Source organism: Psychrobacillus syltrankelensis (assembly GCF_055454035.1).
On record NZ_CM144227.1, the window covers coordinates 2,327,454 to 2,350,359 of the forward strand.

Sequence of the window (22,906 nt, forward strand, 5' to 3'; positions counted from 1 at the left end):
CGATCGTGGGGCTACAAGAAAATAGATTGTATCGATTAGTAAAGTTACACACAACATTTTGTCCATGACTCGCAACATTAAGAGCAATTTTCGCAATATCGGATGAGCTACTCGCAACATTCCGATTCATATGCGCAATAATAAAGAATTGCGTAGCATCCGAAATTGTATCCGCATAAGGAGGGACTTGTCTTTAATTACCCAAACCATGTGCAATATATCTTAAAAAACCGCCTCTCCATAGTGGATAGGCGATTATCTTTAGGCTAGAGTTTTAGCTGTGTGTTCAAATGCGTTATTCCACTCTACTAGTTCATCTGCTTTCATCGGCTTGGCAAAATAGTATCCTTGAATAATTGGATTTTCACAAGTTGTTGCTAAAAAGTCGACTTGTCTCTTCGTTTCGACTCCTTCAAATACAATAGCTAAATCTAGAGATTCCCCTAATGCTATAATTGCTTGAATAATAGACGAATCCTTTTCAGATTGTGGAACATCATCTATAAAAGACTTGTCTATTTTCAATGTAGAAATAGGCATTTTTTTTAAATAGGATAACGACGATACTCCCGTTCCGAAATCATCTAGTGCCACCGAAAAACCTTCTTGACGGAAAGTACTAACTGCTCTCATTGCTTCCTCAATATTTTTAACAAAGCTCGTTTCTGTAATTTCTAGTTCCAACAAATTAGGTTCGAGTTTATATTTATTCAGTTTAGACTTTAAAACATCTAACAAATGATTGGATGTGACATATTGTCCTGGAATATTGATAGCCACTTGGCGAAATGAAATTCCTTCTTTTCTCCACATAGATATTTGGTGACAAACTTTTTCAATAACCCAATTGGTAACTTCAATCATTCGATTATTTTCTTCTAGTATAGGAATAAATACTCCTGGTGATAGAAATCCGTATGTTGGATGTTTCCACCGTAGCAATGTTTCAACTCCAATGATTTTATTGGTAATGATGTTTACTTTTGGTTGGTATACAAGAAAGAGTTCTTCTTCCTCCATCGCCTGTCCAATATCCTCTACGATTTCAAGTCCAAATGCATACGTATGTATAGTCGAATTATAATGGATAATTTCATAATTGTATTCGATAGATGAGTAATTTAACACAGCTTGTGCTTTTGTAAATATATCCATCGATTCTTTCAAATTGTTTGCTCTTGATATAGCACAAACGGCTGGAATATTAATTTCACAGTTATCAATTATAAGAGGTCTGCTCAGATATTCCGCTACATTCTCCATCGCAGTCGATAAATAATTTACACCATCTATATGGTGTGTTAAAAATGCGAAGCGATGTCCATCAATTCGATAAAGCTCTGTCATGGAAGGTACAAGTGTTTTTAATCGTAAGGACAAAAGTTGAATTACCTTGTCACCAAAGTGATAATCAAACTCACGATTTACAAGTTCCAAGTCATGTAAATGCCAAATAGCTAAACTTTGTGGGAACTCCGTTTTTTTTATTTTTTGCTCAAACAAACGGCGATTAGGCAATTTAGTTAGAGCATCATAATAACTCGCTCGATATTCTATATACTTATCCATAATGCTTGATAATAGAAGAAAAATCAAAAGAAATACCATACCAATTGTTACAATCACCACAAATAAGTCCATATTAATTATTTGAAAATTCCCAGGACGAGGTGAATAATTATTAGGAAGATAATATTTAGTTGAGACCATATTAGTATAATAAGTACCGGAAATAGCCACACCTAAGGAAATTGCCATCAATACATGAAGTAGACGACCTTCTAAATAACTTCTTAATTTAAAAAATGAAATACTAGCTAGAAAAGGGATCAATACGGAAATCAATACGGACAAAGCAAATAAGCTATGATTGTACCTATGAATTGCGTCGGTTCTCATTCCTATCATACTTACAAAGTGACATATTGAAATTCCGATTCCGATTATTACACTAAAGGTAAATGTATACCAAATTGATTTTTTTGGTTGATTTGCTAAGTAAAAAGCAAGAAAAGAGGCGACTATTGCCGGTATAATTGAAACAATAGTAGATATATGATGGTAATATACGGCGATAGGTAAGGAAAAAGCAAACGTCCCAACAAGACTCATAGACCATATACCAAATCCCATTGTAATTGAAGCAAACACATACCAAAAGTTCCGATGTATAAAACTATTATTTTGAACACGATTATTCATCAGTAATGCAGTATAAGAAGTAATACATGCAAGAATAATAGAAAGGATAACAGCAGGAAAAGAATATTCTGCTTGTATTTCTATTAAATTAATTTGCAATGGATGATTAAGCAATTTATCACTACCTTTAATAGGGAAATATACTAAAATTATATCATATAACCATTAAATTTTAAGGTAAGTTCACCTAAATTAAAAAGGACTTTCGCATTATTTGCGAAAGTCCTTTTTAATATTATTTTTATTTAGTGAATAAAAAGTCACTCAGTTATCGTAACTATAACAATTTTTATATTAGTATCCGGGTCAATAGGCTTTTTTTATTAACTATTTTTTAACTAAAAGCCATTATTATGAAACTCGTAATTTTTGTATTTTTTTGACTTGAATATTTATTTTATTGTTTTAAATTCCCTATATCATTATCTGCTATTTGTCCTTCTGTATTATCACTTATCAAACTTGCTAATACATGAACACGAAGAATAATTCCCTTAATAGTTAAGTCCTCATCTGTAACAACAATTGGATATTTTGAATCGATTACATATGGAATAATATCTTGTACATATTCGTCCGGTCGAACCGTTTTCACGTCTGTAGACATCACTTCTAGTAACGTCTTTTTCTGCTTAAGCCCATCAATCGCTTGATCAATCGTGATAATTCCTTGCAATTTCCGCTTTCGGTCAGCTACAAATGCACTGGATATTCCATTTTCACGCATTACTTTTGCAGCTACATTCAGTCCATCTTTAAGTGAAACTAAGCCATGGGGTTTCATCATAATATTTTCAGCCTGCAATATTTTAGAACGATCGATGTCTCGGATGAACTCTGAAATGTAATTACTGGCTGGTTTATCTAAAATCTCTTCTGGTGTACCAATTTGCTCTACTTTTCCATTTTTCATAACTGCTACACGATCACCAATTTTAAATGCTTCATTCACATCATGCGTAATAAAAATAATTGTTTTTTGCAGCCTATTTTGTATATCGAGGAGCTCTAACTGCATCTCTCTTCGTATTAACGGATCTAGCGCACTGAAAGGCTCATCCATCAATAATATATCTGGATCGTTTGCAAGCGCTCTGGCTATACCAACACGTTGTCGCATCCCTCCAGAAAGCTCATCAGGATATTGATTTTCGTATCCTTTTAATCCTACTGTTTCTAAATGCTTTTGTGCGATTTTTTGCCTTTCAATTTTGGTCATACCTCGCACTTCTAAACCATACTCAATGTTTTCTAAAACCGTTCGGTGACTAAATAGACCAAAGTGCTGAAATACCATTGCAATTTTTTTCTGACGATAATATTTTAGTTGGTTTTTATTATAACCAACGACGTTTTCTCCATCGACATAAATAGCGCCTGATGTTGGGCGATTCAATAAATTAAGGCAACGGATTAGGGTAGATTTACCACTTCCAGATAGCCCCATAATAACGAAGGTCTCTCCTTCCATAATCTCCATAGATGCATCATAGACTCCTACAGTATGGTTGGTTTTTGCAAGAATCTCTTCTTTAGATACACCACTTTGAATCATTGGAATTACTTTTTTAGGTCTAGGGCCAAATATCTTGGATACATTTTCAATTTTTAGTTTTACTGTCATTCAATATCCCTCCCTTGCTTCTGAATGCGCTTCGCGATTCCACCTGTAATTCGGTCAATAATGATAGCTAAAAATACAATACTAACTCCCGCTTCAAAACCTAGTGCAATATCAATTCGGTTGATCGCAAATAGTACTCGTTCCCCCAGTCCTTGAGCCCCCACCATCGATCCAACAACAGCCATCGCTAGTGCCATCATTGTAGTCTGGTTTACACCTGCCATAATGGTTGGCAATGCTTGTGGAAGCTCCACCTTCATAAGCATTTGTTTTCTAGAAGAACCAAACGATTGGGCAGATTCTATAACCTCTTGGTCAACATTACGTATTCCGAGCTCTGTCAATCGAATAACAGGTGGCAAAGCATAAATAATCGTTGCAATTACTGCTGGAACATTCCCTAATGGAAAGAAGAAAATTACAGGAATTAAGTACACAAAACTTGGCATTGTTTGCATAGCATCTAAAATCGGGCGCATAATTTTTGACATGGTTTTGCTAAACGCCGTCAAAATTCCTGCAGGAATACCAATAACAAGAGAAAGAATAACAGATATTAATACAATCGATATAGTGGTCATCGTCTGTGACCATAAATTAAAAGTACCAATTAGAAACATAAAAAGAGCAAATAGGAGTCCACCGTATAAAGAAGTAAAATACCATCCTAATGAGAATATAACAATAATAAGTAACCACCAAGGGATGGCAAGAAGACCTGTCTCCAAACCTTTAATCATTGAGGACGCAATAACAAATATAAAATCAAAAAAACCATCAAGGTTTACAGCTAAAAAATCAATAAATTTTTCCACACTACTTCCTATTGGTAAACGTATATTAGGAAATTCTTTCATAAGTCTCAGACTGTTAGATTACACAGCCTCTGACACCTCACATTTCTCGGCTAGATTTTTTGTAAACATGACCTATTACTTCAAAGCTGCTTTTACTTTTTGAGCAACTTCATCAGACACCCAAGCTGTCCAAACGTCTTCATGTTCTTCCATCCACCAATGTGCGGCTTCCTCTGGTTCAGCTCCAGTTTCATTCATGTAATTTAGAGCGCTTTCTGTTAACTCACTGCTAGTTTGATATTTACTTAAAAAATCTACAACATCTTTTGCTTGTGTTGGTAAGTCTTTATTCACAGCAATGACGACATCATTTGGAGGAAATTCCGTTCCTTTATTTTCATCCCACACTTTTTTATCATAAGGATTGTCTTCAAGCAGTGTTAAATCATAACTCGCAGTAACCCAAGTTGGGGACCAATAATACCCGACCCAAGGTTTACCTTTTTTATATGCACCCGCTAAATCCGCAACAATTGCAGAATCAGATCCTGGTGCTAAGTAATTATATTGTTTATCTAGCCCGTATGTTTTGAGTTTCGTATCCAAATATTCACTTAGAATCCAACTAGATGGTGCCCCGACAATGCGCCCCTTGCTTTTATCTTCAGGATCCTGAAAAATCTCTGGATACTTCGCTAAGTCTTCTACTGTTTTCAAATCTGGGGCTACTGGTTTAATTCCTCTTTCAGGGTCTCCCTTAATCACGTAAGTTGGAACATATAATCCTTGTGAATTATCATCAAAGTTTGTAGATACTTTAATAACTTTTCCGCTATCAATCGCTTTATCGTAAACATCTTTAATATTATCCGACCATATTTCCATATAGACATTAATATCCCCTTGTTCAAGTGCTTGTATAGTAGCAGCAGTCGTTCCACTTGTGACCTCAGTATCATAACCAAAACCTTTTTCCACTATTAACTGCGCAATACTATTATGTACACGAATGCTATCCCATCCGGCATCGGCAAATTTAATAACCTTTATACTTTCACTACTTGAATCATTACCACACGCAGAAAGCATTAAAAGCGTGCACAAAGAAAAAAACAACACTATTTTTCTCATTTAAACTTCTACCCCTTTTCTCTTTTTATAAAAGACGCACGGCCTTTTCTTTCTTCTATACCCTATTTTGATATAATTAATCATTTAATAGATAATAAGCCTTGAGTTTTTCGTTCTTTGAGTCAGAAATCTATAGTTATAAAGCTAGTTCAAATGATATACCGCTAATCCATATTTGAGCATCAAAAAAGCCCTATGTTGTCTTTTATTTGACAACTAGGGCATTTTCTCAATATTATACTACTCTATTTTTTGGTTCTCTTTCTTCCAAAACTGCTAGAATATCTTCGGCGTTCATTTGCATCATCGCAAGTCTGGTGCGAATAGTAGCACTGCCGATATGTGGTAGGACAGTTACGTTTGGTAACGTTAATAGCGGATGATCTAGTGGCACAGGTTCAACTTCGAATACATCTAGTCCAGCTGCCCAGATTTTATTCGTCGTTAAGGCATTGTATAGGGCTTGTTCGTCAATGACCCCACCGCGAGCTACGTTAATAATAGTTGCTGTATTTTTCATTAGATTCAACTCTCGTTCACCGATTAATCCCTTCGTTTCAGGAGTTAATGGTGTCAACAGAACGATAAAGTCTGATTCCACTAGTAGTGTGTCGAGCTCAGCATAAGTAAATCCGAACTCTATTTCAGCATCCACTTTTCGTGTTCGATTATGATAAAGAACGTTCATATCAAAACCTTTTGCCCTCCTTGCCACTGCTTCACCAATGCGCCCCATTCCAATGATACCAAGGGTTGCACCAAATACATCCATCCCTGTATATTGCATTGGTGACCGTGACTTCCACTGGCCTGCACGAAGATCACGTTCGGCCTCCATAACACGACGAGCAGTTGCTAGAAGTAAAGAGAATGCTAAATCTGCAGTAGTCTCTGTTAAAACTCCTGGGGTATTCGTCACAATTATTCCATTCTCTTTTGCTGCCGCTACATCGATATTATTATATCCAACCCCTAGATTACTAATAACTTTTAGATTTGGTAAACTTTCAATTAGTGCTCGATCCACTTTATCAGAAAGCATTGTCCAAATTGCATGAACATCTTTTGCCTCCGATTGTAATTCCTCATAAGACATTTGCACATCATCACTGTGCCACATCTTTACTTCAAACTTCTCCTTTAATAGGTTCACTACTTCATCTGGCAACTTGCGTGTAATTAATATTTTTTCCAAAATTGCAACCTCCAAATATTCTGATATCTCAAGCATGGACGAAAGAACCTATTTTTGCAACTACATTTACACGGTTTAATTGATAGGGTATACTGAGGGCACATAAAAATCAGATTGTTTTTATAACAGTTTGACAAACTACATACCGTTTTCTGCACTAGGGGTGCCCACTTTGGCTGTGATGAGAGCTTTTTAGCTCCGATCCCTTATTACTCGATCAGGATAATACCTGCGTGAGGAAGTGCGGTGACTTTCCGAATTTTTTTATTGGATAAGTGGCTGCATCTTCACGGATGTAGTCTTTTTTTATGAAAAATTTTAGGAGGTATTATTATGCAATGTGGTTTAAGCCCAATTGTCGGATTTCGTTTTTCCTTGCATCCGATGACCAATGATTTTATTTCAGTTATTAAAGGAGCTCTTCAAGAAACAGACACTTCGAACGTTTGGATGCATACAGATGATGTATCGACCGTGATTCGAGGGAAACAGGTGCATGTTTTCAATGTAGCAAAAGCAATTACACTACATGCCGCTAAGACCGGTGTTCATATTGCATTATCCGGTACCTTCTCTGCTGGTTGTCCTGGAGATTCAGCTGGAGATGTCTATTTAGATAAAGGCGATGAAGTTGCAAATAAAGAAACGACTAAGCAATATGTGTCATCTCAATTTGCACTTTATCCGATGAATAACCCAAATTATATGAATGTTATTTATAGGGAAGTTGAGCGTGCAAAAGAACGAGGTGTTTTCAATGAATCGATGCATTATGCAAGTGGTATTCATGGGGATATTCACGATGTGTTCAAGTTTTATGAAGAGACATTTACACATGCACGTTCTGAGGAACATAAGCATTTAGTGATGACCGTTTCGATGAGTATAAATAGCCCTTCGCACGGAGGTCTTTAATATGTTGAAATCGTGGAAATTAAAAGAAATTGTTCTAATGTCTTTATTTTCAGTCGTGTTTGGGATTGTCTACTTATTGTTCCTTCATGTCGGTAATATTTGGGCAGGATTTATCGGGCCAATTGCCTATGAATGGATTTTTGGTATTTGGTTTATCGTTTCGATTATTTGTATGTATATTATTCGCAAGCCAGGTGCGGCGGTGGTTTCGGAAACAATTGCGGCTGCGATTGAGGTTTTGTTAGGTAATGCGGTTGGTCCTAGATTAATTTTATCAGGTCTCATTCAGGGTTTAGGTGCGGAAGCTGTATTTGCGGCAACGCGCTATAAGCGATTTGATTTGTGGGTGCTGATGCTTGCTGGTGTCGGGTCTTCTGTATTTAGTTTCGTGTACGGCTATTTTTTAGGCGGATTTTCGGTGTATAGCACTGGATATATTGCATTAATGCTCGGGATTCGCATGTTGAGCGGGGCAATGATTGCTGGTGTTGGTGGTAAGACACTGTCTGATAGACTGCTCGTTACTGGCTCCCTTCGAGGATATGCTATTTCACGTCCTAAAAAAGGTGATGTGCGTGCATGATGTCATTCAGTTTGAACGGGTAAGTTTTCGTTATCCAGATGAGGAGAAATGGATATTGAGCGATTTTTCATTTTCTGTTCGGAATGGCGAACGTGTAGTTATTACTGGTCCGAGTGGTTGTGGAAAAACTACGCTGCTATATTTGTGTAATCGTTTGTACCCTGAAAATTGTGATGGTGTTTTGACCGGGACAATAAATTTATTTGGACGAGATAGTGCAAAATTCATTCCCGGGGAAATAAATCACCGAGTGGCAACCGTCTTCCAAGATCCTGATTCTCAGTTTTGTATGCAAACGGTAGAAGAAGAGCTTGCTTTTACATTAGAAAATTTACAAGTTCCACGAGATGAAATGGACGAAAAGATTTACAAAGTGCTCGCTTTAACAGACTTAAGTGATTTTCGACATGCCGTTATTCAACATCTTTCCGGTGGTCAAAAACAACGGATTGCTACTGCTTGTGCACTAATTATGGATCCTCAAATTTTGCTGTTAGATGAACCAATCTCTCATTTAGATCCATTTACCGCAAAAAACTATGTCAAATGGTTGGATCAGTTGCAGAAAAAACAGGGGATGACGATTGTTGCTATTGAACACCGATTGGATTTATGGGGGGACTTTTTCGATAGAAGCATCCCTTTAGCTCCAAATGACAATGCTGTTTCTTCAGTTAAAAGGACAAGTACTAAACAAGTTGAAACTTCACTTGTCGTAAATAAAATAATAGCAAAGCCTTTTGTAAATGAAACCACTTTTGCTTTAAACCGTGGAGAAGTTACTGTTCTTGCTGGTCCAAACGGTAGTGGAAAAACTACTTTGTTGAAAGCATTATGTCGGTTAATACCTTCAAGCGGGACTGTTCAACCTGAGTTTCTAGGATACGTTCCGCAATCACCCGAGTTTTTATTTCTTACGAAAAATGTACGGGATGAAGTAGCTTATGGCGGTGGAAGTGATGTCAATGAGATAATGACTCGGCTAAAACTCTTGCCTATAGCAGACGCACACCCTTTTGCAGTGAGTCACGGTCAAAAGCGTCGAGTAGCCATTGCAGCAATGCTTTGTGATGGGAGAGACGTTATTTTAATGGATGAACCCACTTCTGGTCAGGATGCTATAGCTTTGCTTGAATTATTTCGATTAATTGATGATCGAGCTCGTGAAGGAACAACGTTTTTAATCGTTACCCATGATATGGAATTTGCATATGGTATTGCCGATTCGATTTTATTAATGGATGATGGGCATTTGTCTGGAAAGTTTGAGGCTGATACTGTGTGGAGTAATGAACAACTGCTGCATGACCACCATTTAATTTCTCCGAAAGGATTGTTATGTGATGAAAAATGCTTTGCATAAGATGAATCCTTCGGTAAAGTTTTTATTGATTACAGTTTGTATGTTTACAATGGCTTTCTTTTTTGATCCATGGACGCCACTTGTTTTTTGGGTTGGTGTAATTTTGTTGCAGCTATTGTGTAGCCAGGTTAAATGGAAGAAATGGTTGTTATTCATGCTTCCATTTTTTATTACAGCTTTCGGTTACTTTTGGACAACTATTGTATTCGCGAAAGATCACCTAGGATCGGTTATTTGGTCGTTTGGAACAGTAGAAATTACTAAAATACAAATGGATTATGCATTATCTTTGAGCTTTCGAGTATTAGCATTTTCCAGTTTGTCTCTATTATTTGCATTGACAACAAATCCAGTTACATTCATTTTAAGCTTAATGCAACAATTAAAACTATCACCAAAAATCGCATATGGCGTGATGGTTGGCTATCAATTTTTACCTGTATTAAAAGATGAATTTGTTCATATTCAGCAAGCACATCGTTTAAGAGGAGTAACTAGCAATAAAAATTTCTTACAGCGGCTTCTTGGCATTCGTCGAGTATTAATTCCCATGCTTGCCGGAGCTGTTAGAAAAGCAGAGCGTGCGGCCTTTGCGATGGAGGCAAGGGGGTTTACTGGAGAGCGGCGAAGTAGTTATTTCCTGGTGATTTCTGTCGGAAAAGTGGACGTGGTTATGATAGTTTTATTTTTATTCGTATTAGTTTTAAGCTGTACGAATCAGTTGTGGCTTCGTTAATATAGAAATAGGATATTAACTGAGGAGTGATGAGGATGTCATTTGTTGCTTTACTTCGTGGAATTAATTTAGGCGCGAGGAATAAAGTAGATATGAAGTCATTGAAGGCGCTTTTTGAAGATATGGGCTATGAAAATGTGCAGACTTATATTCAGACGGGGAATGTTATTTTTGATAATGCAGCTTATGATATGTCTGCGATTGAGACCGCGCTTCTTGAAAAATATGGTTTTGAAATACCGGTTATTATTCGGTCTAGAGAAGAGTTGGAAGAGATTCAACAACATCCAATCTTCTTGAAAGATCAAGTATATATTATGTTTTTGGCGCATGAGATTTCGGATGAACAAGATGCATTACTCGGTGAATTAGTTGAGGATGAATTTGTTGTGTGGAATCGTAAAAATATCATTATTAATCTATCGAAAAGTTATCATAAGACCAAATTTACGAATAATTTTTTTGAGAAGAAGCTTGGAATGACATCTACTGCGCGAAACCAGAATACGGTGAATAAAATAGTGTTGAAAATGTGAATGGCATCCGCCTTATAAAGAGGCGGATGCCATTTGGTTGCTTTCATTGGGGAATTGGTTGCTCTCGTGGGTGAGATGGTTGCTCTCACTAGTGAATTAGTTGCTCTTACCGCTGAATTGGTCTCCCTTTGCCATTTATTGGACTACTACTACTGAAATTTAGGTGTAAATTACACGGTATTAATTTAAGAAACCTTTTTCGATCGATTGTTTATGGGATACGACCGATTATACCTATTATTCGACCGATGTTTGGACTAATTCGACCGATTGTGCCTATTATTCGACCGATGTTTGGACTAATTCAACCGATTGTACCTCTTTTTCGACCGATTAAAAGAGATCATAAGTATTTCTAATGTTAAATCATAATTACAATAAAATTTCCAAATGTCCTTCTTTACGATAAGCTTAAACTATTAAGGAATAAGGAGGGGGATTCCCGATGGCATTTATTTTTAAATCAATCGACCATGTTCAACTTGCTGCTCCTAAAGGTTCGGAGTCAGAAGCAAAGAAGTTTTTTGGTGAAATATTAGGTTTTCAAGAAGTAGAAAAGCCAGAGACGTTAAGAAAAAAAGGTGGTGTATGGTTTCAATTCAATAATTACCAAATTCATATAGGTATTGAAGAACCATTTACCCCCGCTAAAAAAGCGCATCCTGCATTTGAAGTTGATAATCTAGATGCACTGAAAATGCATTTAACAAACAATGAAGTTAGCTTCATAGTAGATACCGATTTACCCGGAGCAAATAGAATTTATGTACATGACCCGTTTGGCAACCGGATAGAAATATTAGAATGGATCTAATCATATAAAAGCATCCTTTCATTTAAATGAAAGGATGCGACACTTTTGTTATATGACGATGACAAAAGGGGCTATTCTTCCTTTGGTTGCTCAACTAGTGAAATTGGTTGCTTCCGCGATATTATTAATTGCTTTCACTACCGATGTGGTTGCTCTCGTAAACAATTCCGTCTCCCTAAGCTAACTATTCCCAAAAATAAGATTTTATAGATCATCGAATCCGTTATCTTGTACATTCACTTTTACGTATTGGCGGGACTTTTGCTCGAAGAAGTCGGTTTTTCCTAAGTCTACTTCTTCGTAGGCTTTGATCCATTTCATTGGATTTTTGCGATACTCTGGGAATGGTCGATCATAGCCAAGCTGGTTGCAACGCACATTTGCGTAAAAGTAGATGTATTCTTCGACATCTTCTACATCAAGACCATCTATTTTCTCTCCAATAACTTCACGCGCCCAGTCAACTTCAAGCTGTGCTGCTTCTCGGAAAATGGCTTCTACTTCTTTACCTCGTTCAGGTGTATTGTATTCCGGATATTCCTCCAACAATTCTTGGTAAATCTTTACGAATAAATCGACGTGTAACTGTTCGTCCCGATTAATATAGTTAATCATTGTACTTGTCGCTACCATTTTTTGATGTCTTGCAAGATGATAGAAAAAGGCAAATCCTGAGTAGAAAAATAGTCCTTCTAAAATTACGTCATAAACAATTGAGCGCAGCATGCTGTCCACGTTTGGCTGTTCTGCAAATTCTTCATATCCTTTTAACACAAAGTCGTTTCGTTTTTGCAAAACGGGCTCCGTGCGCCAAAAATCAAACACACGATTTTGCTCATCTTTTGATACTAGACTAGATAACACATAGGAATAGGAGTGATTATGAATCACTTCTTGCTGTGCCAAAATGATCATAAGTGCATTCAAACTAGAATCGGTTAAAAAGTCGGCCACTTTTCCAGCAAAGTCTGTCTGTACACTATCTAAAAGTGCAAGCAATCCAATTATTTTCAAAAATGCATCTCGCTCTGCTTCATTTAACTGAGAGAACTGTTTAATATCATTACTCATATTTATCTCAAAAGGCGTCCAGAAGTTTCCGAGCATTTTTTTATATTTTGGATATGCCCAACTAAAACGTACATCGTCCCAGTTTAATATATTTGAGCTTTGGCCGTTAACAATTCCTGTTGAACGATTCGGTGCTTCTTTATCCATTAATTTTCTTTTTTCTAACTGCATGTAAATTTCCTCCTTAGCTCGAACAAGAATCACAATCAACTAATTCAACCGAAGTAGAACGAACGTAGTAGGTCGTCTTCAGTCCGCTGTTCCAAGCATCTAAGTGTAAATCTAGTAATTCTTTTGCTTTAATTGTATTTTGTACGTATAAATTTAATGAAACACCTTGGTCAATATGACGTTGACGAGCGGCATTTTGTTTTAGAGTCCAGTGTTGATCAATGAAATAGGCGGATTTATAAAACCAAGTCGTTTCCGAATTAAGATCTGGCACAGATACTGGGATTTTGTAATCCTTCTTCTCTTCCGAATATGATTTTTGGAAAATTGGATCGATACTCGCAGTACTTCCAGCTAGTATAGATGTTGATGAATTAGGTGCAACTGCCATTAAGTAGCCGTTACGGATTCCACTTTCGGCAACTTGCTCACGCAGTTCATTCCACGCTTCGCTCTTGTATTGACGTTTTTCAAAATAAGCTCCTGTTTGCCAATCCGACCCTTCAAATAAAGGATATGCCCCTTTCTCTTTCGCAAGCTCTACGGAAGCTTGAATTGTTAAGTAGGCAACTCTTTCATATAATTTGTCTGCGAACTCCACTGCTTCGTCCGTTTCCCATCGGATACTATTTAATGCAAGCAAATGATGCCAACCAAATGTCCCTAGTCCAATCCCACGATATCTAGCGTTCGTACGTTCCGCTTGTGGAATAGGAATCATGTTCAAATCAATCACATTATCGAGCATGCGTACTTGTATTTTAATTAAGCGTTCCAACACATCTTCAGGAACTGCTCGTCCAAGATTGATAGATGACAAGTTACAAACAACAAAATCGCCCGCTTTACGTTTAGTCACAATGACGTCATCTTCTAATTGAATTGATTCAAATGAAGTAGCACTTTGGTTTTGGAATATTTCAGTACATAGATTACTGCTGTACACCATGCCAGCATGCTTGTTTGGATTACTACGATTTACTTCGTCGCGGTAAAACATATATGGCACACCCGTTTCTAGTTGAGAACGCATAATTCGTTTCATCAAGTCAATTGCCGGAACAGTTTCACGAGATAAGCGGCTATCATATACACACTCTTCATATTTCTCTCGGAAGGAGCCTTCTCCCCGTTTTTCATCATAAAAATCCTCTAATGAATAGCCTTTTAATTGACGAACTTCATGTGGATCAAATAAATGCCATTCTTCCCGTTCATTCACTTTTTCCATAAATAAATCTGGTAAGCATACACCTGTAAAAATATCATGTGCACGAAGACGTTCATCCCCGTTATTCAAACGTAAATCTAGGAAAGTGAAAATATCTTTATGCCAAACATCTAGATAAACAGCGATTGCCCCCTGACGCTGACCAAGCTGATCCACGCTTACTGCTGTGTTATTTAATTGTTTAATCCAAGGAAGTACGCCACTTGAAGCGCCAACGAATCCTCGGATATAAGATCCACGACTTCGAACTTTCCCCATATACACACCGATGCCACCACCAAATTTTGATAGTGTCGCGACGTCTGTATTACTATCATAAATTCCTTGAAGACTGTCATTTACCGTGTCTATGAAACAACTAGACAATTGTCCATGAGGCTTCCCTGCATTTGAAAGTGTAGGGGTTGCAACTGTCATATACAAATTACTCATTGCCCAGTAAGATTCCTTAATTTTAACAAGACGGTTTTCTTTCTCATCTTTCATAAGTGTCATTGCAATGATTAGCCAACGTTCTTGTGGAAGTTCCACAATCGATTTATCGAAGTCTTTTGCTACATAACGATCGAGTAATGTTTTTAATCCAATATATGTGAATAAAAAATCTCGTTCTGGCTCAATTATTTCCGCTAATTGTTGTAGCTCCTCCAAAGAATATGCTTCTTTAATACGTTTGTCATACAAACCTTTTGCAACTAATGCTTGTACATTACTTGCAAACTTACTGTAAACTGCTTCTGGTGTTGTTTTTCTATGTACTGCTACTTTTTCATATAAATCAGCTAAATGAATACGAGCTGCAACAAATGTCCAATAAGTTTCTGTTTCATCTAAAAAGCTTAATGCTTCAAGTGACATTGACTTGGACCAAGCAGATGTAGACCCCTCTGGGAACTTTTTCATCCATCTTTCATGTGATTTGATAAGTGGAGCAATATTATCCTCTCCAAATTCTTTTAATAGATTATGTAATACCTCTTGTTTTGTTGTATTTGAAATTATTGTCATGTAAACTCCTCCTCTTTATGTATGTGGTGATTGTACTTGGTTATGTGGTGGTCGACACAGGTTATGTGGCTCTCACCCCAGTTATGTGGTGGTCGACACAAGTTATGCGGTACTCAACACCAATTGCGTGGTGCACACACCTGAAAAACAAAAAAGCGATGACTCAAGCCTCTTCGGCTGAGTCATCGCTCACATTTAAAAAGTAGGAAACAAGAAGACATTTCAATCTGTTGAGAAAGAGTCCTTCGCCCCCACCTCTCAACCCCCGAAGAAAGTGTTGCTTCACCGATGGAGAGGCAGGTCTACTGGCTCGTGTTTCATCCTTCTGTCGACCTTCCCCCGATTGCTCGAAGTGGTTATTTCGACAGTTGTCCACACTTACAGTTGCGGGGACAGCTTCGGCTTTTACCGAATTCCCTTTTAAACCATAAAGGTACCAATTCATCGTTCACATACTATATATTGTGTTTCATGTACTAATATAATCTAACATATTGTGTTTGGTGTTGTACATAGGAACAAAGTCTACATACAAAAGGCAGACATAAAAAATGCCTGCCCACTCTTTTTTTACATATATATGATGATTGCTAGCACTACAGCCAACACGATCCGATAGATCGCAAATGGCACTAATTTGATTCTAGATACCAGTTTTAAGAAAAACTTGATGGAGATAAGGGCGAATACAAATGCACTAATAAATCCTACTGCATAAAATCCAATATCATTCATATTAATTTGTTCCCAGTTTTTCAATACAGAAACTAAACTTGCTCCAGCCATAATAGGAACAGCCATAATGAATGTGAAATCTGCAGCTGTTTTATGACTCATCCCGAATAGTACCCCACCGGAAATGGTTGCTCCTGAGCGAGAGAACCCTGGCCATAAAGAGAGACATTGTACTAAGCCCACTTTAAACGCTTGCCCATACGAAATTTGATCCAAACTAACAATGGAAGGTTTTTTCGGTCCAAACTTATCCGCAACAATCATTAAAATTGCTCCGGCCACAAGACTAATAATTACGTATTCTACGTGAAATAAATAATCATCAATAAAGTTTTTAAAAGCAAATCCTAAAATAACTGCAGGAAGCATTCCGACGATTACATGTAACAAATTGAACTGCTTGCTCGACTGCTCAGTTTCTATTTTATATAGTCCTACTAAACTAAACAATCGTTTCCACATAACCACAACTACCGCTAAAATTGATCCTAACTGTATGACAACTTTAAATGTATTTGCTGAATACATTCCTAAAAATGTTTCTGTTTTTAGCCACATATCATCCACTATTATCATATGACCCGTGGATGAAACAGGTGCAAATTCTGTCATACCTTCTACAAATCCTAATATTAATGCCTTTATTAACTCTAAAAATTCCATAAGATCTCCTTAGTCACGTTTTTTGACATACCACACTAAAAATATAATACCAACTATCGCTAAAATAATATACACTAAATTGGAGTAAATATCCATATACCCTACTATTTCGTTCCAATTTTCTCCAACCGCTGCTCCCACCGAAACTAGCACCGTATTCCAGATTAGAGTCCCTAATGTTGTAAATAAAAGAAATAAGCTAAAGCTCATTTTCGACATCCCCGCAGGAATCGAAATTAGACTTCTAACAAGTGGAACTAATCTTCCAAAAAATACAGCCCAAACACCATATTTTTCAAACCACTTATTTGCTTTTTGAATATCTTTCGTCGTTAGTCGCAAAAGCTTACCGTACTTTTGCACAATTTTCTCCAAACGATTTACATCTAATAGTGAGCCGATCCAATATAAAATAGCTGCTCCACCAACAGAACCAGCAGTTGAAGCAATAACAATCCCTAACCTGGTCATTGTCGTAGTTGTCGTCATAAATCCACCTAGCGTCAAAATAACTTCTGAAGGAATTGGTGGAAAAATATTTTCTATTAATATTAACAAAAATACGCCTAGATAACCAAACTGACTGAGCCAGTCCGAAATCCATGCTTCCATTATACTTTCACGTCCTCTAGTTTAATATGAACAGACCATAGTTCCGATTGACTACCTAAACGAATTGGTGGACCCCAAAATCCAAATCCAGATGAGACGATGGCATGCAGGCTACCTTTTTGTTTATACCCATAATCCAGCTCGAATAACTTCCGTGTGAATAAATGATTTGGCCACATTTGTCCTCTGTGCGTATGACCAGACACGTGAAAATCTACTCCTTCTTTTTCAGGAATAAGCAAATTTGATGGCGTATGATCCATCACAAACCAAGGAAGGTTACGTTGGTTTGGTGCTAATTCGGAAAGCTGCTTTCTTTCTTTATTCGTCAAGTCTTCCCTACCCGTTAAATAAAACGAATCCTCCACTAAAATAGTTTCATCTAATAACATGCGGACATTAGATGCTTCCATCTCTTCCACTAAAAGTGGAATTTTTTTGCCATAGTATTCATGATTTCCGAGTACCCCATATACACCATACGTAGAAGTCAGTTGCTTCATCACTTCGGACATGCCATTTTTAACAAACCAAATTGGATCATCATCCACTAAATCGCCTACTAGTAATATTAAATCTGGTTGTTCTTCGTTTGCTTTTTTCACAAATCTTTTTAAGTGTGTTTTATTGGATAATAAACCAAGATGAAAATCAGATGCTACAACTACTTTTAATAGGGTAAGATTTGAATCCCGTTTAGCCATTCTAATTGAAATTTCACGGACTACTGGCGTATAAGCATTATACGTTCCTATTAAAAAAATAAGCGTAATTAAGATAATAACAATCCAACCTATTACTTTTAACTCACTTGGGAAAATCCACGTTATTAAAGTGGCTAAAGGAAAAAGGATTAGCCCGTACTCCATAATAATCATCCAATAAGATCCCACTATACTAAAAAACCTCAGACTATGATTGATTCTTCCAATGATAAATCCATATGCAATAAGCCCCCATACAATACCAAAGGGCCAGTAATTTATAGGAAAGAATACTTTTAGCCAGGTGACTACTGTCCATCCAAAGTAAAATACAATTGTTGAATATAAGAGGATTGCCAATGTAGCAGCACCATTTTTTTTCATTTTCAGTTCTCCAATTTTTGTATTTTTTATTTAGTATAACAGATTTTATGGGACTACCTCTCTCTAAGCCTCAAGACTGAGGTGAAAATCATGTTCTAGCCCGTTTGGATAAGTTGGTGGAATTGTTAAGCTATGTATACAAACGAGAGGAGGAACACTCACATGAAAAAATTTGGTTTATTAGTACTTGGTATTATCGCAGGAATAGTAGCAATTGCAAGTATAGGAAATCTAATAGGTCTTGCGGTATCTGCGTTGGTCGTTTTCGCGGGGGTACATTTTTACTTGAAAAGCGATTCTACATTTTTAAAAATCTTTTGGGCAATTGCAGGTATTATCGGTTTATTCACAGCAGTTGCAAACATACCTGGTTTCTTTGGAATACTAGCAATCGTTGGTGTTTGGTATGTAGTGAAAAAATGGAACAACCAATCAGTAAGTTTTACGTCACCAATTGTTAAATCCGATGACCCATTTGTAAATTTCGAAAAACAATGGAATGAACTTTCAAAATAAGGAGGAATATAACATGACATCACTATTTAAAAGATTAAAATATTCAGTAGAGGCAGACTTACACAAGCTATTCGATAAGAAAGAAGAGAAAAACCCTATCGCGATGCTCAATCAGTACATTAGAGAAGCCGAGAAACAAACAGAACAGACAGGTAAATGGTTAGAACGCCAAGGAAAATTAAAACAAGAGCTTGAAAAAGAACTTGGTGAAACGATGCAAATGGTTGAAAAACGCAAAAAGCAAGTCGAACTTGCTACCGCTAGTGGAGAAGACGATTTAACAGCATTTGCCCAAGCAGAAGTAGATGCATACAGCGAAAGGACAACAGTATTACAAAATAGTATTCTCCAAACGACAGAAGAGCTTTTCGGTCTAGAACGTAAATACGAAGAGATGAAACATAAAATTAAAGATATGAAAGTACGCCAATTGCAATTAATGGGTAAAGAAAATGTTACACGTGCACATCACCAAATGGATCGCATTCTGCAACCCGAACAAAAAGAAAAGAACTTTGGCACGTTCCAAGAAATGGAGCAATACATTGAACGTCTTGGACAAAAAATAGAAAAAGAACATGAAGTCACTTCTATGGAACAACGTTTAGAAATGTTAGAAAAAAATGCACAACCTAAGGCAGAAATTGTGTAAACTATAGTTAAAGAGGAGAAGGCATTTGTCTTCTCCTTACGTTTTATATAATATACATACTCGCTGGGAAGGAGGAATACCTATTATGAAAGAAAACCAAACAAACAAGCTTGCGTTTTTTCTCATTTGTTTTGTTTTTCTTATGTTCATAGAGGCTACAGTTTTTGGAAATGGAAGCATTGTATTAGTCCTTCTTGGCATTGGTTTAATTTATTTTAGTTTACGAAGACGTGCACGTTTTTTATTCTGGACTGGGTTCATTTTTATTCTTATAGCTATTTTCTCCATGTGGAGTCTACGCCTTTTACTTATTGCTATTATGATATACGTACTTTTTAAACTTTGGAAGAACGAGCCAATTCGTCAAATGATTAGACCATTTGACACAGTTTATAAAGAAACTCCAAATAGCATTATCCAAAACAAGCTATTTTCTGCACAAACTACTCCGTTTAATGCTTATGAATGGCAAGATGTCCACGTGCAAAGTTTCTATGGGGAGCATGTGATTGATGTAACGGAGACCGTTTTACCTAAGGGCACTTCCTTTATTTCCATTCGTCAATCACTTGGAAAAGTAACGATCTATGTTCCATACGAAGTACCTGTCAGAATTCATTATGCAACGATTATCGGAGAAGCGAATATTTTTGGTCGTGGAATCCAACGTTTATGGAATCAATCGGTCGTGTTAAAAGATGGGTATTTAGATGATGTTGATTTCGCATCGGAGCTAGTTATCACTGTGTCCACATGGATTGGGGATATCGAGGTGATTCGTAAATGAAGATATTTTTTGGGCAAGGATTTTCTTTTTTCCTCATTTTGTCAGCCCTTGCTGCGATGCTTTTATATGCACTTTGGGGTTGGCCAAATGACTCAGCGTGGTGGTCATTATTAGAGACTACATTTGCACAAATCCCATTAGGTGTTTGGATTATTATTGTAATTGCATTTATAAGTTTTTCTTTTTCCACAAACACACTGCTAAAAGTACGCGAGCAAGAAAAGAAAATTGAAACAAGCTTAAGGCCATTATTAGAAGCAGAAACATTTATTCCGAGCAAGAAAAAATACGCTTATTCCAAGCGACTACATGTCACAACCGATCAATTAGAGCAGCTCATTTTGACCCAGCGAAAGACATTGCAACGTATTACGAATGAAAAAGCAGAAGCACAAGATAAGCTTATTCAGGAACGAATCGTACAAGAGAGGCAACGCTTGGCAAGAGAGCTGCATGATTCGGTTTCACAGCAACTGTTCGCCGCATCTATGCTCTTATCTACTATGGTAGAAATAGAGGAGTCGCAGCATGGAGAAGCCCCTAAAACCTTGCTTCAAACAGAAAAAATTGTACAACAAGCTCAGTTAGAAATGCGTGCTTTGCTACTCCATTTACGTCCAGCTGCTCTACATGATAAGACGTTGAAGCAAGGGATGGAAGAGTTGCTTGTGGAACTGCAGCAGAAAGTATTCTTTACAATTCGGTACCGATTAGAAGAAGTTTCCTTACCAAAAGGGGCCGAGGATCATTTATTCCGCATTGCACAGGAAACATTATCGAACACATTACGACATGCAAAAGCTACAGAAGTTGACATATTATTCGTAGAACGAGACAATCTCGCTATTTTCCGTGTACAGGATAATGGTATTGGCTTTGATGTCTCAGACGGGAAAACAGGTTCTTACGGCTTAGATAATGTCAAGGAAAGAGCGGTTGAAATAGGTGCTACTTGCAAAGTAGTATCTGTTCCATCACAAGGAACAATCGTTGAAGTGAAGTTGCCGATTGAGAGAAGTAGAGAGGAGCTAGAAAATGATTCGAATATTACTCGCGGATGATCATGAAATGGTGCGTATCGGAGTGTCCGCTTATTTGCAAGCTCAACCTGATATGGAAGTCGTAGCGGAAGCAACGAATGGGCAAGAAGCTGTTGAAATGGCGCTTACACACAAACCAGATATTATTTTAATGGACATGGTCATGCCCATTATGAATGGTGCAGAAGCTACGCGTGAAATTGTGCAAAAGTGGCCGGAAGCTAAAGTCATGATTGTGACAAGTTTTATCGATGACGACAAAGTTTATCCTGCCCTCGAAGCAGGGGCTATAAGTTATTTATTAAAAACTTCAAAAGCCACTCACATCGCAGAAGCTATTCGCAAAACATTAAATGGTGATGCGGTATTAGAGCCAGAAGTGACGAATAAAATGATGAAACGCATGCGCCAAGGTTCCACCATTGAACTACATGAAGACTTAACAGACCGAGAACTCGAGGTGCTGCTACTCATGGCGGAAGGAAAAACTAATCAAGACATAGCAGATACCCTTTTTATTGCATTGAAAACCGCAAAAACACATGTCAGCAACATTCTATCTAAGCTGGAAGTGAGCGACAGAACACAAGCAGTTATTTATGCATTTAAACATCAGCTTGTTCCTTCGAAAAAATAACGTAGCAAATGCAGAGTAAGTTGGGTTATTAGATGTAAAAGAGGATCACCTAATTAAGACTTTTGGTCATCCTCTTCTGACTCAACATTATTTTAATTATTACCAAACTGATCTTGAACAGTACCTATTCATTAATTTCTAACCAACCTTCTAAAAACTCACTATAGTCCTCTTGAAAATAATTATTGAAGAAAACACTAAAAGTATGGCTATCTACATATTTAAATTGAAATTGTTTAAAATATGCTGATAAAAATTTTAATGCTTCTTCTTGACCTCCATGCTCTTTAAAGAAGTCCCTTAATAATATAGGTACTTTACCGTAAATAGTAGAAACGTAACTCTTTCCAAATTCCTCATGAGGAATATTTACAATTTTTTTATTAGACTGATTTGAGGATGTACGGAGTGCACGGTCAAATCCAGTTTTCTCATCCTTATACTTATCAAATAAGTACATAGATGTTAGAAACACAGTTAAACTTTCATCCAACCAGGCGTCCTTATAGGGACTACTTGAAATCATATAATAAAACCATTGATGAGCAATTTCGTGTACAAGTGAATTCTCGTAATATTGCGGGTTGCTCGGGCTATTATTAACATTTGAAAAGTAGGATTACGATTACCTACTAAAGTTTAGTTCATGGGTCAATTATTCGTATATAAATACCTCCAAATGCCATGTCCAACTAGTCATTGCATGATCTACCTTCATGTTAATAGAGATGCTTGCTTATATTTTGTTTGTTCTCTCTAAAAAAATAACGTATGTTAATTGTTCATCATATGCTAATGA

At 37.0% G+C, this 22,906-nt stretch carries 21 protein-coding genes, 1 pseudogene and 2 riboswitches; of the genes and pseudogenes, 11 read left to right on the forward strand and 11 right to left on the reverse strand.

Translation table 11 applies throughout. The features are described 5' to 3' along the window. Nucleotides 1-261 precede the first annotated feature (261 nt). From ACTSKG_RS11165 to ACTSKG_RS11185, 5 genes are all read right to left on the reverse strand, one after another. Complete coding sequence (locus tag ACTSKG_RS11165; protein ID WP_464754698.1) at nt 262-2,316, reverse strand: bifunctional diguanylate cyclase/phosphodiesterase; 2,055 nt, start codon at nt 2,314-2,316, stop codon at nt 262-264. A gap of 283 nt (nt 2,317-2,599) precedes the next feature. After that, entirely contained in the window at nt 2,600-3,826 is a 1,227-nt protein-coding gene (locus ACTSKG_RS11170; RefSeq protein ID WP_464754699.1) for a quaternary amine ABC transporter ATP-binding protein, read from the reverse strand. Further along, a complete protein-coding gene (locus ACTSKG_RS11175; protein ID WP_464754700.1) occupies nt 3,823-4,641 on the reverse strand; it encodes an ABC transporter permease in 819 nt (272 codons plus the stop codon). Before ACTSKG_RS11175 ends, ACTSKG_RS11170 begins: the two co-directional genes overlap by 4 nt. Before the next feature lie 117 nt (nt 4,642-4,758). Further along, a complete protein-coding gene (locus ACTSKG_RS11180; RefSeq protein WP_464754701.1) occupies nt 4,759-5,754 on the reverse strand; it encodes an ABC transporter substrate-binding protein in 996 nt (331 codons plus the stop codon). Between the two features lie 235 nt (nt 5,755-5,989). Continuing rightward, nucleotides 5,990-6,985 (reverse strand): 2-hydroxyacid dehydrogenase, encoded by a 996-nt coding sequence (locus ACTSKG_RS11185; RefSeq protein ID WP_464754702.1) that lies wholly within the window; start codon nt 6,983-6,985, stop codon nt 5,990-5,992. A 113-nt stretch (nt 6,986-7,098) separates the two neighbouring features. Continuing rightward, nucleotides 7,099-7,206, forward strand: a riboswitch (TPP riboswitch). A 76-nt stretch (nt 7,207-7,282) separates the two neighbouring features. On the opposite strand from ACTSKG_RS11185, the gene ACTSKG_RS11190 reads away from it, so the two are divergent. From ACTSKG_RS11190 to ACTSKG_RS11215, 6 genes are all read left to right on the forward strand, one after another. Further along, nucleotides 7,283-7,864 carry a YkoF family thiamine/hydroxymethylpyrimidine-binding protein gene (locus ACTSKG_RS11190; RefSeq protein WP_464754703.1) on the forward strand — a complete coding sequence of 194 codons (582 nt, stop codon included), beginning with the start codon at nt 7,283-7,285 and terminating at the stop codon, nt 7,862-7,864. 1 nt (nt 7,865) lies between these two features. Continuing rightward, nucleotides 7,866-8,447 carry an ECF transporter S component gene (locus ACTSKG_RS11195; protein ID WP_464754704.1) on the forward strand — a complete coding sequence of 194 codons (582 nt, stop codon included), beginning with the start codon at nt 7,866-7,868 and terminating at the stop codon, nt 8,445-8,447. Next, nucleotides 8,434-9,810 (forward strand): ABC transporter ATP-binding protein, encoded by a 1,377-nt coding sequence (locus ACTSKG_RS11200; RefSeq protein WP_464754705.1) that lies wholly within the window; start codon nt 8,434-8,436, stop codon nt 9,808-9,810. The genes ACTSKG_RS11195 and ACTSKG_RS11200 overlap by 14 nt, the downstream gene beginning before the upstream one ends. Continuing rightward, the gene (locus tag ACTSKG_RS11205; protein WP_464754706.1) at nt 9,791-10,546 is read left to right on the forward strand and encodes an energy-coupling factor transporter transmembrane component T family protein; all 756 of its coding nucleotides are present in this window, start codon (nt 9,791-9,793) and stop codon (nt 10,544-10,546) included. The genes ACTSKG_RS11200 and ACTSKG_RS11205 overlap by 20 nt, the downstream gene beginning before the upstream one ends. A 35-nt stretch (nt 10,547-10,581) precedes the next feature. Beyond that, nucleotides 10,582-11,082, forward strand: coding sequence for a DUF1697 domain-containing protein (locus ACTSKG_RS11210; protein WP_464754707.1), 501 nt, complete (start codon nt 10,582-10,584; stop codon nt 11,080-11,082). Nucleotides 11,083-11,527: 445 nt separating this feature from the next. Next, nucleotides 11,528-11,896 carry a VOC family protein gene (locus tag ACTSKG_RS11215; protein WP_464754708.1) on the forward strand — a complete coding sequence of 123 codons (369 nt, stop codon included), beginning with the start codon at nt 11,528-11,530 and terminating at the stop codon, nt 11,894-11,896. A 204-nt stretch (nt 11,897-12,100) separates the two neighbouring features. Here the strand turns inward: ACTSKG_RS11215 and ACTSKG_RS11220 are convergent, their stop codons facing one another. The 5 genes from ACTSKG_RS11220 to ACTSKG_RS11240 form a co-directional block, all read right to left on the reverse strand. Beyond that, nucleotides 12,101-13,138: a ribonucleotide-diphosphate reductase subunit beta gene (locus ACTSKG_RS11220; RefSeq protein ID WP_464754709.1), complete on the reverse strand. Its 1,038-nt coding sequence runs from the start codon at nt 13,136-13,138 to the stop codon at nt 12,101-12,103. 13 nt (nt 13,139-13,151) lie between these two features. Then, the gene (locus ACTSKG_RS11225) at nt 13,152-15,377 is read right to left on the reverse strand and encodes a ribonucleoside-diphosphate reductase subunit alpha (RefSeq protein ID WP_464754710.1); all 2,226 of its coding nucleotides are present in this window, start codon (nt 15,375-15,377) and stop codon (nt 13,152-13,154) included. A 278-nt stretch (nt 15,378-15,655) separates the two neighbouring features. Next, nucleotides 15,656-15,833: riboswitch (cobalamin riboswitch) on the reverse strand. 114 nt (nt 15,834-15,947) lie between these two features. Further along, nucleotides 15,948-16,775, reverse strand: coding sequence for an undecaprenyl-diphosphate phosphatase (locus ACTSKG_RS11230; RefSeq protein ID WP_464754711.1), 828 nt, complete (start codon nt 16,773-16,775; stop codon nt 15,948-15,950). Nucleotides 16,776-16,784: 9 nt separating this feature from the next. Then, nucleotides 16,785-17,387, reverse strand: coding sequence for a DedA family protein (locus ACTSKG_RS11235; RefSeq protein ID WP_464754712.1), 603 nt, complete (start codon nt 17,385-17,387; stop codon nt 16,785-16,787). Next, the gene (locus ACTSKG_RS11240) at nt 17,387-18,475 is read right to left on the reverse strand and encodes a metallophosphoesterase (protein WP_464754713.1); all 1,089 of its coding nucleotides are present in this window, start codon (nt 18,473-18,475) and stop codon (nt 17,387-17,389) included. The genes ACTSKG_RS11235 and ACTSKG_RS11240 overlap by 1 nt, the downstream gene beginning before the upstream one ends. Nucleotides 18,476-18,637: 162 nt before the next feature. On the opposite strand from ACTSKG_RS11240, the gene ACTSKG_RS11245 reads away from it, so the two are divergent. The 5 genes from ACTSKG_RS11245 (at nt 18,638) to ACTSKG_RS11265 (ending at nt 22,107) form a co-directional block, all read left to right on the forward strand. Beyond that, on the forward strand, nt 18,638-18,991 hold the full coding sequence (locus tag ACTSKG_RS11245; protein ID WP_464754714.1) for a lmo0954 family membrane protein: 354 nt from the start codon (nt 18,638-18,640) through the stop codon (nt 18,989-18,991). A gap of 13 nt (nt 18,992-19,004) precedes the next feature. Continuing rightward, nucleotides 19,005-19,643 carry a PspA/IM30 family protein gene (locus ACTSKG_RS11250; protein ID WP_464754715.1) on the forward strand — a complete coding sequence of 213 codons (639 nt, stop codon included), beginning with the start codon at nt 19,005-19,007 and terminating at the stop codon, nt 19,641-19,643. 85 nt (nt 19,644-19,728) lie between these two features. Next, the gene (gene liaF / locus ACTSKG_RS11255) at nt 19,729-20,430 is read left to right on the forward strand and encodes a cell wall-active antibiotics response protein LiaF (RefSeq protein WP_464754716.1); all 702 of its coding nucleotides are present in this window, start codon (nt 19,729-19,731) and stop codon (nt 20,428-20,430) included. Beyond that, a complete protein-coding gene (locus ACTSKG_RS11260; RefSeq protein ID WP_464754717.1) occupies nt 20,427-21,491 on the forward strand; it encodes a sensor histidine kinase in 1,065 nt (354 codons plus the stop codon). The genes liaF and ACTSKG_RS11260 overlap by 4 nt, the downstream gene beginning before the upstream one ends. Next, nucleotides 21,466-22,107 carry a response regulator gene (locus ACTSKG_RS11265; protein ID WP_464754718.1) on the forward strand — a complete coding sequence of 214 codons (642 nt, stop codon included), beginning with the start codon at nt 21,466-21,468 and terminating at the stop codon, nt 22,105-22,107. Before ACTSKG_RS11260 ends, ACTSKG_RS11265 begins: the two co-directional genes overlap by 26 nt. A 124-nt stretch (nt 22,108-22,231) precedes the next feature. Here the strand turns inward: ACTSKG_RS11265 and ACTSKG_RS11270 are convergent. Beyond that, nucleotides 22,232-22,690 (reverse strand): annotated as a pseudogene (locus tag ACTSKG_RS11270) (M1 family aminopeptidase); the annotation flags it as partial. Nucleotides 22,691-22,906 lie beyond the last annotated feature (216 nt).